The organism is Methylophaga sp. OBS1 (assembly GCF_026319365.1).
On record NZ_JAPDMS010000001.1, the window covers coordinates 1,113,925 to 1,128,211 of the forward strand.

The 14,287-nt window shown below is 50.9% G+C and carries 18 protein-coding genes and 1 tRNA gene; 9 read left to right on the plus strand and 10 right to left on the minus strand.

Annotated features, from left to right (window positions below):
- The first annotated feature begins 124 nt into the window (after positions 1-124).
- Genes acs through OMQ46_RS05420 form a run of 3 tightly spaced genes read left to right on the plus strand, consistent with a single transcriptional unit; the run spans position 125 to position 2,921 of the window.
- Complete coding sequence (acs, locus tag OMQ46_RS05410) at positions 125-2,089, plus strand: acetate--CoA ligase (protein WP_266235186.1); 1,965 nt, start codon at positions 125-127, stop codon at positions 2,087-2,089.
- A complete protein-coding gene (locus OMQ46_RS05415; RefSeq protein ID WP_266235185.1) occupies positions 2,089-2,490 on the plus strand; it encodes an RNA-binding S4 domain-containing protein in 402 nt (133 codons plus the stop codon). The genes acs and OMQ46_RS05415 overlap by 1 nt, the downstream gene beginning before the upstream one ends.
- A gap of 2 nt (positions 2,491-2,492) precedes the next feature.
- Positions 2,493-2,921 (plus strand): MazG nucleotide pyrophosphohydrolase domain-containing protein, encoded by a 429-nt coding sequence (locus OMQ46_RS05420; RefSeq protein ID WP_266235183.1) that lies wholly within the window; start codon positions 2,493-2,495, stop codon positions 2,919-2,921.
- Here OMQ46_RS05420 and fdhD read toward each other — a convergent pair.
- The 4 genes from fdhD to OMQ46_RS05440 form a co-directional block, all read right to left on the minus strand.
- Complete coding sequence (fdhD, locus tag OMQ46_RS05425) at positions 2,918-3,739, minus strand: formate dehydrogenase accessory sulfurtransferase FdhD (protein ID WP_266235182.1); 822 nt, start codon at positions 3,737-3,739, stop codon at positions 2,918-2,920. The genes OMQ46_RS05420 and fdhD overlap by 4 nt on opposite strands.
- Complete coding sequence (gene moaA / locus OMQ46_RS05430; protein WP_266235180.1) at positions 3,732-4,739, minus strand: GTP 3',8-cyclase MoaA; 1,008 nt, start codon at positions 4,737-4,739, stop codon at positions 3,732-3,734. Before moaA ends, fdhD begins: the two co-directional genes overlap by 8 nt.
- Positions 4,740-4,750: 11 nt before the next feature.
- Positions 4,751-4,966 (minus strand): DUF2892 domain-containing protein, encoded by a 216-nt coding sequence (locus OMQ46_RS05435; RefSeq protein WP_266235178.1) that lies wholly within the window; start codon positions 4,964-4,966, stop codon positions 4,751-4,753.
- A 76-nt stretch (positions 4,967-5,042) separates the two neighbouring features.
- Positions 5,043-5,714 carry a Bax inhibitor-1/YccA family protein gene (locus OMQ46_RS05440; protein ID WP_266235176.1) on the minus strand — a complete coding sequence of 224 codons (672 nt, stop codon included), beginning with the start codon at positions 5,712-5,714 and terminating at the stop codon, positions 5,043-5,045.
- A gap of 154 nt (positions 5,715-5,868) precedes the next feature.
- On the opposite strand from OMQ46_RS05440, the gene OMQ46_RS05445 reads away from it, so the two are divergent.
- From OMQ46_RS05445 to OMQ46_RS05460, 4 genes are all read left to right on the plus strand, one after another.
- Positions 5,869-5,958: transfer RNA gene (locus tag OMQ46_RS05445), tRNA-Ser, on the plus strand.
- Between the two features lie 403 nt (positions 5,959-6,361).
- Positions 6,362-6,811: a hypothetical protein gene (locus tag OMQ46_RS05450; protein WP_266235175.1), complete on the plus strand. Its 450-nt coding sequence runs from the start codon at positions 6,362-6,364 to the stop codon at positions 6,809-6,811.
- Between the two features lie 94 nt (positions 6,812-6,905).
- Positions 6,906-7,340, plus strand: coding sequence for a hypothetical protein (locus tag OMQ46_RS05455; protein WP_266235173.1), 435 nt, complete (start codon positions 6,906-6,908; stop codon positions 7,338-7,340).
- Positions 7,341-7,483: 143 nt separating this feature from the next.
- Positions 7,484-7,870: a hypothetical protein gene (locus tag OMQ46_RS05460; protein ID WP_266235171.1), complete on the plus strand. Its 387-nt coding sequence runs from the start codon at positions 7,484-7,486 to the stop codon at positions 7,868-7,870.
- On the opposite strand, the gene cmoB is transcribed toward OMQ46_RS05460, so the two are convergent.
- The 3 genes from cmoB to tsaB are packed head-to-tail and all read right to left on the minus strand — an operon-like array spanning position 7,871 to position 10,256.
- Positions 7,871-8,845: a tRNA 5-methoxyuridine(34)/uridine 5-oxyacetic acid(34) synthase CmoB gene (cmoB, locus tag OMQ46_RS05465; protein WP_266235169.1), complete on the minus strand. Its 975-nt coding sequence runs from the start codon at positions 8,843-8,845 to the stop codon at positions 7,871-7,873.
- A complete protein-coding gene (gene cmoA / locus OMQ46_RS05470; RefSeq protein WP_266235168.1) occupies positions 8,842-9,573 on the minus strand; it encodes a carboxy-S-adenosyl-L-methionine synthase CmoA in 732 nt (243 codons plus the stop codon). The genes cmoB and cmoA overlap by 4 nt, the downstream gene beginning before the upstream one ends.
- Positions 9,573-10,256 (minus strand): tRNA (adenosine(37)-N6)-threonylcarbamoyltransferase complex dimerization subunit type 1 TsaB, encoded by a 684-nt coding sequence (tsaB, locus tag OMQ46_RS05475; protein WP_266235166.1) that lies wholly within the window; start codon positions 10,254-10,256, stop codon positions 9,573-9,575. The genes cmoA and tsaB overlap by 1 nt, the downstream gene beginning before the upstream one ends.
- 86 nt (positions 10,257-10,342) lie before the next feature.
- Between tsaB and OMQ46_RS05480 the strand changes: the two genes are divergently transcribed.
- Both OMQ46_RS05480 and OMQ46_RS05485 read left to right on the plus strand, forming a co-directional pair.
- Positions 10,343-10,465, plus strand: a complete 123-nt coding sequence (locus OMQ46_RS05480) for a hypothetical protein (protein WP_266235164.1) — start codon at positions 10,343-10,345, stop codon at positions 10,463-10,465.
- A 97-nt stretch (positions 10,466-10,562) separates the two neighbouring features.
- Positions 10,563-10,802, plus strand: a complete 240-nt coding sequence (locus OMQ46_RS05485; protein WP_266235163.1) for a hypothetical protein — start codon at positions 10,563-10,565, stop codon at positions 10,800-10,802.
- On the opposite strand, the gene OMQ46_RS05490 is transcribed toward OMQ46_RS05485, so the two are convergent.
- The 3 genes from OMQ46_RS05490 to OMQ46_RS05500 all read right to left on the minus strand — a co-directional run bounded on the left by OMQ46_RS05490 (position 10,803) and on the right by OMQ46_RS05500 (position 14,209).
- Entirely contained in the window at positions 10,803-11,375 is a 573-nt protein-coding gene (locus OMQ46_RS05490; RefSeq protein WP_266235161.1) for a YceI family protein, read from the minus strand.
- The gene (locus tag OMQ46_RS05495; RefSeq protein WP_266235159.1) at positions 11,372-11,935 is read right to left on the minus strand and encodes a cytochrome b; all 564 of its coding nucleotides are present in this window, start codon (positions 11,933-11,935) and stop codon (positions 11,372-11,374) included. Before OMQ46_RS05495 ends, OMQ46_RS05490 begins: the two co-directional genes overlap by 4 nt.
- A gap of 90 nt (positions 11,936-12,025) precedes the next feature.
- The gene (locus OMQ46_RS05500; protein ID WP_266235158.1) at positions 12,026-14,209 is read right to left on the minus strand and encodes a YgiQ family radical SAM protein; all 2,184 of its coding nucleotides are present in this window, start codon (positions 14,207-14,209) and stop codon (positions 12,026-12,028) included.
- Positions 14,210-14,287: the final 78 nt, after the last annotated feature.

The window sequence follows — 14,287 nt, forward strand, 5'->3', positions numbered from 1 at the left end:
TTTTAGTCAAAACTCTCCCCTAAGCCCTGCTTTCGGGAGAGTTTTTTATGTCTGCTTAACAGGCATTCTGTTCAGGGGTAAAGTGTTACTCTGACCTTAAGAACAATCGTAAAGGTGTCGTTATATGGCTCAAGAAAATATTGAATCCAACCTGCATGAAGATCGTCGGTTTCCACCAAGCGAGGCTTTCGTCAAAAGTGCCGCGCTGCATGCTGATGACCTGGAAGCGCTTTACGCCAAAGCCAAAAAAGATCATGAAGGCTTCTGGGCTGATCTGGCGCGTGATCTGATCGACTGGAAGCAGCCGTTCACAACAACGCTGGACAGCAGCAACGCGCCACATTACCGCTGGTTTCCGGATGGCAAACTGAATGTGTCCTACAACTGCCTGGATCGCCAACTGGAAAAAAATGCAGATAAAACGGCCATCATATTCGAAGGTGAAAAAGGTGATGTTGACCATGTCAGCTATCGCGACTTGCACAAGAAGGTATGCGTCTTTGCTAACGCGCTGAAAGCACAGGGTGTTAACAAAGGGGATCGGGTCATCATTTACATGCCGATGATTACCGAGGCGGTTATCGCGATGCAGGCCTGCGCCCGCATCGGTGCGATTCACTCGGTGGTTTTTGGTGGTTTCTCGGCCTCCTCGCTGAAAGACCGGATTGAGGATACCGGTGCCAAAGTGGTTGTCACCGCCGATGGTGGTCATCGTGGCGGTAAAATAGTCCCTCTCAAACAAACGACGGATCAGGCGCTTGAAAACGGCTGCGACAGCGTTGAAACCGTGATTGTTTATCAACGCTGCAACCAGGGCGTGGAAATGAAAGACGGCCGTGATATCTGGTGGCATGATGCCACCCAAGGCCAGTCTGAAGACTGCGAACCGGAGTGGATGGACGCTGCCGATCCATTGTTCCTACTCTATACCTCCGGCTCTACCGGCAAACCGAAAGGCATCCAGCACGGCTGTGCCGGTTATCTGCTCAACGCCATTACAACCATGCGCTGGGTGTTTGATATCCAGGACTCTGATGTGTTCTGGTGTACGGCCGATGTCGGCTGGATCACCGGTCACACTTATGTCGCCTATGGCCCGCTGGCCACCGGTGCAACTCAGGTCATTTATGAAGGTGTGCCTACCGTGCCGGATGCCGGTCGCTTCTGGGATGTCTGTGCCCGTCATGGCGTCACCATTTTCTACACTGCACCGACCGCGATTCGCGCGCTGATGAAAGTCGGTGATGAACTGCCTAACAGCTATGACCTGTCCAAGCTGCGTCTGCTGGGTACCGTTGGTGAGCCGATTAATCCGGAAGCCTGGATGTGGTATTTCAACGTCATTGGTCAGGGCCGCTGCCCGATTGTGGATACCTGGTGGCAGACTGAAACCGGGGCACATATGATTGCACCGGTGCCTGGTGTCACCCATGCCAAGCCCGGTTCCTGTACCCGCGCCCTGCCTGGTATTGATGCGGCTATCGTTAATGATGATGGTGAAGAAATCACCAAGGCCAATCAGGGTGGTTATCTGGTCATTCGTAAACCCTGGCCCTCAATGATCCAGACTATCTGGGGCGATGATCAACGCTATAAAGACACCTACTGGCCGTATTTTGGCGGTAAATATTATCTGGCTGGTGACAGCGCCCGTCGTGATGAAGATGGTTTCTTCTGGATCATGGGTCGGATTGATGACGTGCTGAATGTCTCTGGTCACCGCCTTGGTACCATGGAAATCGAATCTGCGCTGGTCGCCCATGAACTGGTGGCAGAAGCGGCTGTGGTCGGTCGTCCGCATGATGTTAAGGGTGAAGCGGTGTTCGCCTATGTCGTACTCAAAGGCACCCGTCCTGAAGGTGGTGTTGATGAGAAATTGACCCAGGAGCTACGAAACTGGGTGGGTGAACAGATCGGCCCTATCGCCAAACCGGATGACATTCGTTACTCGGATAATCTGCCCAAAACCCGTTCGGGCAAGATTATGCGCCGTCTGCTTCGCGCCATTGCCAAAGGAGAGGAAATCACGCAGGATACATCGACGCTGGAAAATGAATCGATATTACTGCAACTCCAAGGTAAGGCTTAATGGCGGATCAGAACGACCGATCTGAATCACAACGTTTAGACAAATGGTTATGGGCTGCGCGGTTTTACAAAACCCGCAGCCTCGCCGTTGAAGCCATCAGCGGCGGTAAAGTGCACCTTAATGGTCAGCGGGTCAAACCCAGCCGCACAGTGCGGGTGGATGACAAGCTGACCATCTCCAAACCACCCTACGAATTCGACATTATCGTTCAGGGGCTCAACCTGCAACGACGGCCTGCGACAGAAGCGCAGGCACTCTATCAGGAAACCGAAGACAGTCGCGAGAAACGCGAGCTACTTCGTGAGCAGATCAAAAACGAGCCGCTTGGCTTCCGTCAGCAAAAAGGCCGCCCCAGCAAACGTGACCGCCGTAATATCATTCGCTTCACCCGTCAGGATTAAAGATGGCCAGCCAGGATTTTCTGCTCAATCAGCTTGATAAACATCAGGATGCCCTGCGTTATGCAGTCGCGATGCAGAAAAAAGCCGCTGAAGTCGGTTTTGACTGGCCGGATATTCAGGGCGTTATTGCCAAAATTCATGAAGAACTGGATGAGCTGGGCCAAGAAATCGCTGATGATGCGGATACAAACCGCTTAAGCGATGAACTCGGTGATGTGCTGTTTGCCTGCTGCAATCTGGCCAGACACTTAGGCATAGACCCTGTGGATGCGCTGCAAGGCACCAATCAGAAGTTTTACCGGCGATTTAATTTTGTCGAAACCAGCGTCACGGCAGCCAATAAAGGATTTGGCGATTTCAGCCTGGAAGAACTCGATGCCTTCTGGCATCAGGCCAAGCTGCTGGAAAAACTGGACAACAGTGAGATTTAGCTGACGGTTTCAGACTGACTGAAAGCTTCAATACCGTTATAGACCAGAAAGTGCTTACCCTTGGCACGAGCGACCATACCGATACCGATCTGCTGCGCCAGTTTCAGGCCCATCTCGGTCACGCCGGAGCGGGACAGTAACAATGGCACCTGCATCTGGGCGACTTTAATCACCATCTCCGATGTCAATCGGCCAGTGGTGTAAAACACCTTGTCATGACCTTTAATGCCGTTCAGCCACATCCAGCCGGAGATGGCATCCACCGCATTGTGCCTGCCGACATCCTCAACAAACATCAGAATATCAGTACCATCACACAATGCGCAGCCATGCACCGCCCCTGCCTGCTTGTACATCTCGTTGTATTCAGTCAGCGCCTTGAGCGCCGCATAAATCGAGTCCGCGCTGAATGACGGACAAGTCAGTTTTAGTTCTGACAACGAATCCATCACATGGCCAAACATGGTGCCCTGACCACAACCACTGGTTACCGTACGGCGAGAAGTTAACGCCTCAATATTGTCTTTGGCAGTGCGTGTGGTGACCGCCACCGCCTCCACGTCCCAGTCCACCTGAATCGATTCGATATCATCCAGCTTGTCGACCAGCCCCTGATTTCGCAGATAGCCCAGTGTCAGCAGTTCCGGCTGGGCACCCAGGGTCATCAGAGTGACAATTTCAATGGTGTTGAGATAGATAGTCAGGGGACGTTCGCCGGTCAGCGATACTTCGCGGCTTTCACCGTTTTCATCGACCACGGTCGTAGTGTGTAGTCGGTGAATACCGGCATTACTCATTTTCGGCCTGTAATCAGCCACCCGTGACACTCATATGGCGGAAAATTACCGGCTTGGCCTCAATATCAAAATCATGGCCTTCCGGTTTGATATCCATTGACTTCACAATCGCCTGCTTGAGCTTATCCATATCCCCCGGATGGCGGCGAATGATGTCTCTGAGGTCCATGGAGTGCTCCTGCCCCAGGCAAAGCAACAGACGACCTTCCGTAGTCACGCGCACCCGGTTGCAGCTACTGCAGAAGTTATGACTGTGTGGGGAAATAAAGCCGATGCGGCTATCGCTGCCAGCCAGCTGGTAATAGCGTGATGGGCCGCCAGTGGATGCAATACTGGGCTGAAGATCAAAGCGTGTCTTTAGCTTTTCCAGCACCTCATCACTGGAACAGTAACTCTCACCACGATGGTGTTCCACCTGACCCAGTGGCATCTCTTCAATGTAAGAGATATCCATACCGTTGTTGATTGCAAACTCTGCCAGATCGATGATTTCGTCTTCATTGCGACCTTTCATGATGACGGCATTGAGTTTGATCCGCTTGAATCCGGCCTGTCTGGCCGCCTCGATGCCTTTCATGACCTGTTCCAGCTCACCGGTGCGGGTCAAAGCTTTAAACCTGTCAGGGTCCAGTGAGTCGAGGCTGATATTGATGCGGTCAACCCCGGCTTTGACCAGCGCTTCGGCATGTTTGGGCAACTGAGAGCCATTGGTGGTCAGCGTCAGCTCTTTAAGCGAGGTATTCTGTTTAAGCTGACCAATCTGATCAAACAACCAGTCAACATTGCGTCGAACCAGAGGCTCGCCACCGGTGATTCGGACCTTTTCCACACCAAGCTCACAAAAAGCCTTAAGCAGAAAGACAATCTCTTCCAGTGTCAGCAGTTTTTCGCGGGGCATGAACGTCATTTCTTCGTCCATGCAATAGACACAACGAAAGTCACATCGGTCGGTGATCGACATACGTACGTATGTGACTTTGCGTCCGAAGCGGTCAACCAGTTGTGTCGGTAATTCGCTCATTTCACTATCCGTTATTCCGGCTTATTAGTACCAGCATGAGTGTCGCAGCTTTTTGCGGTAGAAAAGCCAAACAAAGCATATCCACCACAGCGGCCTGTAACACCATTCAAAATCAGAGCCAATCCGAGCAATGCCCACCAGCTCTGATGATACAAGGCTATCACTATTATAGCCGCACCGATGAAAATCCGTAAAAGCCGGTCCCAGTTTGCCAGATTTTTCTGCATGGTTATCTCATAAAAATAAACCCCGCAGGGCGGGGTTTATTAGAAAACAAATTAAGCGCTCAGTTCACTACTTAATTCAATCATCGCCTGAGAAAGCACCCAGCAGATGCAGCAGGCTGGTGAACAGGTTGTAGATAGAAACATATAGCGTGACTGTCGCCATGATGTAGTTGGTTTCACCACCATTAACAATCTGGCTGGTTTCATACAGAATCAGACCGGCCATCAGCAGTACGAACATCGCAGAAACAGCCAGTGACAGACCCGGCATTTCGAAGAAGAATGCTGCAAGACCCGCCAGGAAAGCGACCAGGATACCAACGAACAGGAAGCCACCCATGAAGCTGAAGTCTTTCTGACTTTTCACAGCATAAGCTGACAGGGCAAAGAAGATGATGCCGGTGCCACCCAGGGCCTGCATCACAATCTGGCTACCGTTGGGTAGCCCCAGATACATATTGACGATGGGGCCCAGTGTGAAACCCATAAAGCCAGTCAGCGCGAAGACGGAGGCCAGGCCCCAGACACTGTTACGCAGTTTGGCTGTCAAAAACAGCAGGCCGAAATAACCCACAAGGGTCAGAATGATGCCCGGATGCGGCAGGTTCAATGCCATGGATAGACCGGCTGTCATGGCACTGAATACCAGTGTCATGGCCAGCAAGCTGTAGGTATTTCTGAGTAGCTTGTTGGTCTCAAGTACTGACTGCTGCGAACGAGCAACCGTCGATTGAGCATCGTAATTCATCAGAGTGTCTCCATTTGATGTTGATGAAATTGTCTATTGCACTGACAACATCCTACCTTATAAGTTCTAAATGGCAATAGGATTCAGATTGGCAGAAATAATTTTGCCTTAGCGGTTGTGCTGGCGGGTATTATCTGTATAATTTCGCATCTTCGGAGGGATGGCAGAGCGGTTGAATGCACCGGTCTTGAAAACCGGCAAGGGTTAACGCCCTTCCAGGGTTCGAATCCCTGTCCCTCCGCCAAATATAAGCCCCGGTTCGATATGACCCGGGGCTTTTTTGTGTGAGTCAGTAAGACAACATTCGTCTAAATCACCACTTTCACAACAAAGTTTCCAACATACCTTCATCGGGCAACGATAGACGTTTATGGAAACCGGGTGATATTTCAGCTGATCACCACACATCTCAGCATACACAATGCCGAATCTCCGTTGATTTCTTTCAAAAGAAAACGAAAGGACAGCTAGTCAAAATAACAGCAATCGGCTTCTCCACTGTGTATTTCGATGAAATGAAGATGTCATGAAAGTAACAGTCATTAGTCTTGAAAAAACAATCTCAAACTAATCACTAGCAGCAGAGTTCCTCATGTTGCCTGATTCTGCTACATTGTCGTGACGACAAGTACACAGATTATGAAACCATGAAACGCAAGCTGAGCCTTATTTTTGCCATCACAGTCACCCTGCTCTCTTTTCTTGCTAACGCTCATGAGCCTGGTAGCGGACTTGAAATTGAGTCGCCGCACTCACTCCATATCGTCTATACCATCGAACCCGACAGTGTCGATAGCCATGCCATTCAGTCCCTGGTTGAAACCACCCTGGCTGAAACAAGCCTGGAAACGAGCAAACGCGATGATGCACAATTAATACTCAGAGTTGAGGAACATGCGGGCAGTTACCTGCTTTATCTCGATTTCAGCAGACAATTGCAATATGAGGCTCAGGGTAAGCGCTACCTCAAAGATGGCTATGTCTGGGGCCGTTATGCCAAAAACATTACCGACATGGAACAACTGCTGGAGGATGTCAGCTTCTTTTTCGAAGAGTTTCTGCAAAAATACCAGCGTGCCAATAATATCGGAAAATAACTGATCGCCCACCGCTTAATATCTATACCACTGAGAACCTATTGAAGCGCCAGTGTGTCTACCGTCCTGTGTCCCGATAACACAGGGTGGTGGTATGCAACAGCTGGTGAATGGTTTACTGATGTGGGCGGTCAGTCTCAGTAGCTATCCAGAAGCAGCAAATCTCCCTGAGTTGATTGCGATACCCCACGCACAACTGGAAGCAACACTGTGCAATCATGAACAATGTAACGCCGTGGCCTACTATGACCACCATACCGATATTGTTTATTACGACCAAAACCTGGATCTGGAAAACAGCTTGATCGCAAAAAGTTTTATCGTTCATGAGCTGGTGCATTATCTGCAGGATCAATCAGGCAAGATGAAGCACTTTCCCCTGGCCTGCGAGGCCCATATTTCACTGGAGCGGGAGGCATACCAGGTACAGCAACGATACCTGAGTGAACACCAGACAGTGACCCATCATATTGATATGGCGATACATTTGTTAGGTGGTGTTTGCGACTCGGTGCCTGAGACGGAGTGATCGGAGAGCTTGGAAATGCTTTTAATTCGGGTATATACTCTGCTGGTTAGGAAAAACGTCCCGCTTTAACGGGATGTTTTGCTCATCCGTGAAAGTCACTGGCGTATTTTAATAACCAGTCTGTACTTCGATTATGGAAGTTTATGTTGTTTAACAAGCTAACCAGTCTAGGCATTGCCTCGATAGCTTCATTTAGCATCATCACAAGCACCGAAGCTTCTCTGGATTTGCTCGCAGGTGTTGAGGCCGGTATTGAAACCGATACCTCAATGACGAGCAGCGATCTGGAACAGACACAAAAGGCATTATCGACAGAAGCCGTGGGCTCTCGTCATTACTGGCTCAACCAGGAAACCGGTAATGCCTACGAAATCAACATTGATCACACCTATTCTTATGGCCACTATCCCTGCCTGGCTTATGACTTATCGATCACCAAGGATGATGTGACCGAAGTGAAATCACTGGATGCCTGCAAAAACAGCAGCGGTCAGTGGATTTCCATCACCCCTGCTGCCACCGCACTCTGATTACTGCGGCGCATTGGCGATAAACACCCCCCGCATTGGTGCTGGATACCCCTCAATCGTTTTACTTGTATCGTCGGGATCGAGAAAATCCGCCAGGGATTCAAATGTCATCCATTCAGTGCGGCGTTGTTCTTCCAGTGGCGTGATATCGATATCCACACAACGCACGTTTTTAAAACCGCACCTGCGCATCCACAGTAACATCGTCTCAACTGAAGGAATAAACCAGACATTACGCATCTTGGCGTAACGTTCCTCCGGCATCAGGGTCATCCCCGGGCCTGCCTCAATGATCAACGTTTCCAGCACCAGTTCGCCCCCGGGCTTCAGGCAGGAACGCAGTTCCAGAAGATGGCTCAGGGGCGATTTCCGGTGATATAACACGCCCATCGAAAAGACGGTATCAAACCAGCCGAGATTGTCCGGCATGTGCTCGATACCAATCGGCACAACAAAATGCCGGTCACTGTTGATAAAGTGATTGATCAACTGGTACTGCATGGTGAACACCAGCGTCGGATCAATACCCAGCACCAGCTCCGCGCCCTCTCCCAGCATGCGCCAGCCGTGATAGCCGTTACCGCCGCCGACATCCAGCACACGGCGACCTTTAAGTGGGCTCAGGTGGGGTAGCACCCTGTCCCATTTCCAGTCTGAACGCCATTCGGTATCCAGGTGAATATCAAATAACCAATACGGACCTTTACGCCAGGGATGAAACTGTTTTAAGAGGTCGATAAAGGCTTCGCGATCAACATCTCCCAAATCAGCAGCGCCACCAATAGCCACATGGTCTTTTATTTCAATCTCACTGGGTACAACGGCAGGTAGCGCCTTCAACGCTTGTTGCCACATCGGCATCTTGCCATGACGTGTCAGAGAGAGTTGTGATTCAATTCGGCTTTGAAGCTGCTGCCGCCATTCATAGAAACCGGCTTCGTCGAGGATATCGTACAGAGGCTGGTATACACTCATTTAATGGCCACCATCGAAACGAAATTAAAACACTGATACCACTTTTCAACAAAGCTGAACCCTGCCTGCGTCAATCGCGCCTGATGCGCACTCAAGGTTTCTGGGATCAGGACTTTTTCCAGCGCACTCCGCTTCTGACTGATTTCCAGATCGCTGTATCCATTAGCCCGTTTGAAGTTATGGTGTGACTCAATATGGAACTGGTTGACCTGCGGTTCTTCAAAGGCCAGCTTTTCCGACAGGATTAATATCCCCCCCGGCAACAACCCATCGTAAATTTTTTGTATCAGTGTCTGTCTCAATTCAGGCGAAATGAACTGCAGGGTGAAATTCATCACCACAACAGAAGCCTTTTCAATACCGACTTGATTAATATCAGCACATTGCAGCTCGACCGGCACTGATGCTGAATCATCAGTCAGTACCTCACGCGCTTTGGCTATCATCGCTTCTGAATTATCCACGGCGATAATTGTGCAGTCAGGCTGCTGAATCGCATGACGCAGGGACAGGCTGACTGCACCCAGCGAGCAGCCAAGGTCATAACAGTGGCTGCCAGCTTGCACGTAACGCCCTGCCAGGGTACCAATATTGCTGATAAGCGTGGCATAGCCCGGCACTGAACGTTGAATCATATCGGGAAAAACACTGACCACCCGCTCATCAAAGCGAAAATCAACCATCTGTTGCAAAGGGGCGGCGTAAAGCTTGTCTTTTTCACGTGCCATTACTGCTCGCCCTTCTTCTTGGCAACATTGTCACGCAGGTAGACCGGCACTGCCTGCTCTGCAGACAGCGTTTGTCCCTGCTCAGCCAGCTTACGTGCCAGTTTGGTCATGGCCGCCGCAGTGGGCAGTAAGCTGCTGTCTTCACCTGATAAAAGTCCTGCAAAAGCGGCTTTTAGTACTTCGCCATGTTCTTGCCAGCCGGTACCGGCAGCAAACCATCGCTCGTTATCCAGCGGTTTAAATGTGTCGGGTGGGCATACCTGTTCCTTGTCGCAGAGCACCGCCAATCCGTTTTCTTCGCGATAATGCGCTGCATATATTTCTCCCATACGGGCATCCAGTGCCACGGCAATTTGTGTGGCACCGAACTCATCAATGGCTCTCTGCGCGACCGCAGCCAGGGTTGATACTGGAATAATCGGCAACTGTCGGGCAAAAGCAATGCCCTGGGCCACACCGACGCCGACACGGACACCGGTAAAAGAGCCGGGACCTCTGCCAAAAGCCAAGAAATCGATTTCATCCAGGCCCACGCCCGCCTGCTGCAGCAGTTCATTGAGCATGCCCAATATTCGTTCCGAATGACCACGTTGCGTCGTGGTCGACCGTTCAATGAGCTGGTCCGCATTGAGCAGAGCGACGGAGCACACTTCGGTGCAGGTATCTAGTGCAAGAATTTTCATAGTGGCGTCAGTTATTGTCGTCATTTGGCTGTCACAACCGCGCATTATAATGCAAAGCAGTTGATTCGATGGTGCGGGGAGGCGCTATGTTAATGCTGATTGTCGATGCAATCTATGTTCTGAGAGAACTGGCACGACTACTGTTTGTGGTGGTAACTTCCCCTTTCGCTGTTATTGGCGGTCTTTTGCTGCTGGCAGGCCAGCCCTGAGCAATACCAAAGCGAAAGCTTATAAACCACATATTTTTCATTTATATCAATCTGTTATAGCATAGTGTTGTCAGAACATTTCTGGGAGGAGATGACGATGGCAACACAACACTTACAATCTCTGGAACTGGCTGCGCAGGGCGACTGGGATAGCGCACACAGCACAATACAGATCTACGAAGACAGACTCGCGTGCATGGTGCATGGCTATCTGCACCGCGTAGAAGGAGATAACGGCAACGCTGCCTACTGGTATCGCCGTGCGGGCAAATCGTTACCAGTAAACAGCCTGCCGGAAGAGTTTGACCGGCTCTATGAGCTGGCCAAACAGGTGTGATTACTGACGAATACCTTCAATCGACAGGGTCAGATAAACCTCCTCTGCTGAAGGGCCCAGTTTAGTCACATCAATACCGTAGTCGGCAATGGTGAATTTGGTTTCACCAACGAAGCCGACACGGTATCCGCCCCAGGGATCATCACCCTCACCCACTTTTTCAATCGGAATCACCAGTTCGTTGGTGACGCCATGAAGCGTAAAGTCCCCGACCATTACCATGCTGCCATCCTCTTTCACTTCGACAGATTTGGATTGGAAGCGTGCTTCAGGGTATTTGTCGGTGTGAAGAAATTTCTCACGTAAGTGTTTATCACGCTCGGCAAAATTAGTATCGACACTGGCCACATCAATGACGACATCAATATCCGACGCTTCCGGTTGTTCTGCGTCGTAGTTGAAGGTCCCGGCAAAATCATTAAAGCGACCACTCATCCAACTGAAACCCAGATGCTGAATACGAAAGTCGATAAAGGCATGTGCTTTTTCTGTATCAATCACATACTCTGCAGCCTGTGCCGGCAGCATGGAAGAAAGTCCCAGAAAAGACAGGGCGAATAAAGTTTTTTTCATGAATCATCTCCTGATGGAATGGCAAACATACGCTTGAGTGTGGCGTCTTTATCAATGAAGTGGTGTTTCAACGCAGCCAGGGCATGAATTGAGGCCAGCGCGATAATAAACCAGGCAATCCAGAGGTGTAGCCGCCCTGCCCAGTCAATCCAGCCGCTATCGTCTTTGATTAAAGCAGGAATGGCAATCCAATCGAACACCACAAGCGGATCCCCCTTGGCGGTGACAATAAGATACCCGGTCACGAAAAGTAGAAGAATGGCCAGATTCATCAGTAGATGCGCGGCACGGGCCGAGATGCGTTGCCAGGTCGGTATCGATTTGATCTCGGCAGGCGCTATTCTGAGTCGCTGCCACCCCCAACGCGACAGCACAAGCACGGCAGTGACGACACCAATCCCCTTATGCCACCAGGGTGCCTGATAATACCAGTCATCATAGTATCCGAGGTCGACCATCCACAGACCTGAAGCAAACAGGGCAATGGTAAACAGGGCAACACTCCAGTGGAGCAATACCGAAAAAACATCGTAGCGTCGATTTGACGGCTTATCTGGCATCCTTACCTCAATATTAACGTGCGAATAGTGAAGATTGACCCTGAACAAAGGCGAATGTTTCGCAAATAAGATATTTTTTTATTCAATCTATCAGCGACGACGACGGGCAGCTTTCACCTTGGTTTTACCCGGACGGGTATGTTGTGTTTTGAAAGGTCGGCTTTGTCCTCGGCCGGCTTTGGCTTTGCGGCTGATCCGCGCACCTTCGCCCCGTTCACCCGTCCCGGCGGGTTGCCAGGTAGGGATCAGGTGTTTCTTGCCATTACCAATCAGATCCGCCCGACCCATTTTTTTCAGTGCTTCGCGCAACATCGGCCAGTTTTCCGGATCGTGATAGCGGAGGAAGGCTTTATGCAGACGACGTACTTTCAGGCCTTTAGGCACGGTAATATCACCGCCCTTACGCCGCACCTTGTGTAAGGTGTCTTTACCGGAATGATACATGGCTGCCGCCGCAGACATTGGTGACGGCAGATAGGCCTGTACCTGGTCGGCACGGAAACCGTTGCGTTTCAGCCAAATCGCCAGGTTCATCATATCTTCATCCGTGGTGCCCGGGTGGGCAGCAATAAAGTATGGAATCAGATACTGTTCTTTACCCGCTTCCTTCGAGTACTTATCAAACATCTGTTTGAACTTGTCGTAGGTACCGATGCCCGGCTTCATCATCTGCGACAAAGGCCCGTCTTCAGTATGTTCCGGCGCGATTTTAAGATAGCCGCCGACATGATGTGTGACCAGTTCTTTGACGTATTCCGGCGACAAAACAGCCAGGTCATACCGCAGACCGGAAGCAATCAGAACTTTCTTGATGCCCGGCAATGAGCGGGCACGCTTGTAGAGATTAATCAGTGGCGTGTGATCGGTATTCAGGTTTTTGCAGACGCCGGGATAAACGCAGGACAGTCGGCGACAACTGGCTTCAATTTCCTCATCTTTACAAGCCAGACGATACATATTGGCGGTGGGGCCGCCGAGATCGGAAATCACGCCAGTAAAACCGGGCGTGGTGTCACGAATCGCTTCCACTTCCTTGATAATCGAGTCTTCGCTTCGGCTCTGAATGATGCGTCCCTCATGCTCGGTAATCGAACAGAAGGTACAGCCACCAAAACAGCCACGCATGATATTGACTGAGAAACGAATCATCTCGTAAGCCGGGATATTCATCTTGCCGTAGGTAGTATGCGGCACGCGGCTATAGGGCAAATCAAAGACCGCATCCATTTCCTTGGTCGTTAATGGAATCGGTGGCGGATTGAGCCAGACATCGCGGTCTCCATGCTGCTGCACCAGTGCCAGGGCATTCCCCGGATTGGTTTCCAGGTGCAGGATGCGTGAGGTATGGGCATAGGTAACAGGATCATCCTTGACCTGATTGTAGGCCGGCAGCCGGATCACGGTTTTATCGGCATTTCGCGGTGAGACCCGGTGGATCTTAATCACATTGCCTGCAGGTTGTTCCGCTTTTTCCTGTTCTGTGCGGGCTTTTTCCTCGGCACAACTGGCTTCGGTCTGCATCTGATAGGGATCAATCGGCGGATTGAGCTTGCCGGGGGTATCGACCGAGGTGGAGTCTTTCTCCCACCACCCGTCTCTGCGGCCGTGCTTGGTCATGTAGGCGGTACCGCGAATGTCGGTGAGGTCTTTCACCGCTTCCCCGGCGGCCAGACGATGTGCAATTTCCACTACCTGGCGTTCACCATTGCCATAAACCAGCAGGTCGGCTTTGGAATCCATCAAAACGCTATGGCGCACTTTTTCCGACCAGTAGTCATAGTGGGCAATACGGCGGAGGCTGGCTTCAATGCCACCAATAACGACCGGCACCCCTTTGTAGGCTTCACGACAACGCTGACTGTAAACCACAACACTGTGATCAGGGCGTTTTCCACCCTCACCACCGGCGGTATAGGCATCATTACTGCGGATTTTACGGTCTGAGGTGTAGCGGTTGACCATCGAATCCATATTGCCACCGGTGACCCCGTAAAACAGGTTGGGCTTGCCCAGCTTCTGAAAATCCTCAGCGCTGGTCCAGTCGGGCTGAGAAATAATGCCGACACGAAAACCATGAGATTCAAGCAGACGCCCGATCAGGGCCATCCCGAAGCTGGGGTGGTCAACATAAGCATCACCGGTAACGATGATAATGTCGCAGGAGTCCCAGCCCAGCGCGTCCATTTCTTCACGCGACATCGGCAATTCGGGGGCAATACCGAAACGATGTGCCCAGAATTTACGATAGGAAAACAGGTCGGGTGCGGCTTGCATCAGGTCCTCGGGAGGGTCAAACAGAAAGTGGCATTATTCTACCAAATTCAAATACCTGAAGCAGGGTTTTGACGACTG

Excerpts from the sequence above, each read along its gene's own strand:
- acs (WP_266235186.1), top strand. The coding sequence starts at position 125 with ATGGCTCAAGAAAATATTGAATCCAACCTGCATGAAGATCGTCGGTTT.
- OMQ46_RS05415 (WP_266235185.1), top strand. The coding sequence starts at position 2,089 with ATGGCGGATCAGAACGACCGATCTGAATCACAACGTTTAGACAAATGG.
- OMQ46_RS05420 (WP_266235183.1), top strand. The coding sequence starts at position 2,493 with ATGGCCAGCCAGGATTTTCTGCTCAATCAGCTTGATAAACATCAGGAT.
- moaA (WP_266235180.1), bottom strand. The coding sequence starts at position 4,739 with ATGAGCGAATTACCGACACAACTGGTTGACCGCTTCGGACGCAAAGTC.
- OMQ46_RS05435 (WP_266235178.1), bottom strand. The coding sequence starts at position 4,966 with ATGCAGAAAAATCTGGCAAACTGGGACCGGCTTTTACGGATTTTCATC.
- OMQ46_RS05440 (WP_266235176.1), bottom strand. The coding sequence starts at position 5,714 with ATGAATTACGATGCTCAATCGACGGTTGCTCGTTCGCAGCAGTCAGTA.
- OMQ46_RS05450 (WP_266235175.1), top strand. The coding sequence starts at position 6,362 with ATGAAACGCAAGCTGAGCCTTATTTTTGCCATCACAGTCACCCTGCTC.
- OMQ46_RS05455 (WP_266235173.1), top strand. The coding sequence starts at position 6,906 with ATGCAACAGCTGGTGAATGGTTTACTGATGTGGGCGGTCAGTCTCAGT.
- OMQ46_RS05460 (WP_266235171.1), top strand. The coding sequence starts at position 7,484 with ATGTTGTTTAACAAGCTAACCAGTCTAGGCATTGCCTCGATAGCTTCA.
- cmoB (WP_266235169.1), bottom strand. The coding sequence starts at position 8,845 with ATGAGTGTATACCAGCCTCTGTACGATATCCTCGACGAAGCCGGTTTC.
- cmoA (WP_266235168.1), bottom strand. The coding sequence starts at position 9,573 with ATGGCACGTGAAAAAGACAAGCTTTACGCCGCCCCTTTGCAACAGATG.
- tsaB (WP_266235166.1), bottom strand. The coding sequence starts at position 10,256 with ATGAAAATTCTTGCACTAGATACCTGCACCGAAGTGTGCTCCGTCGCT.
- OMQ46_RS05480 (WP_266235164.1), top strand. The coding sequence starts at position 10,343 with ATGTTAATGCTGATTGTCGATGCAATCTATGTTCTGAGAGAACTGGCA.
- OMQ46_RS05485 (WP_266235163.1), top strand. The coding sequence starts at position 10,563 with ATGGCAACACAACACTTACAATCTCTGGAACTGGCTGCGCAGGGCGAC.
- OMQ46_RS05490 (WP_266235161.1), bottom strand. The coding sequence starts at position 11,375 with ATGAAAAAAACTTTATTCGCCCTGTCTTTTCTGGGACTTTCTTCCATG.
- OMQ46_RS05495 (WP_266235159.1), bottom strand. The coding sequence starts at position 11,935 with ATGCCAGATAAGCCGTCAAATCGACGCTACGATGTTTTTTCGGTATTG.
- OMQ46_RS05500 (WP_266235158.1), bottom strand. The coding sequence starts at position 14,209 with ATGCAAGCCGCACCCGACCTGTTTTCCTATCGTAAATTCTGGGCACAT.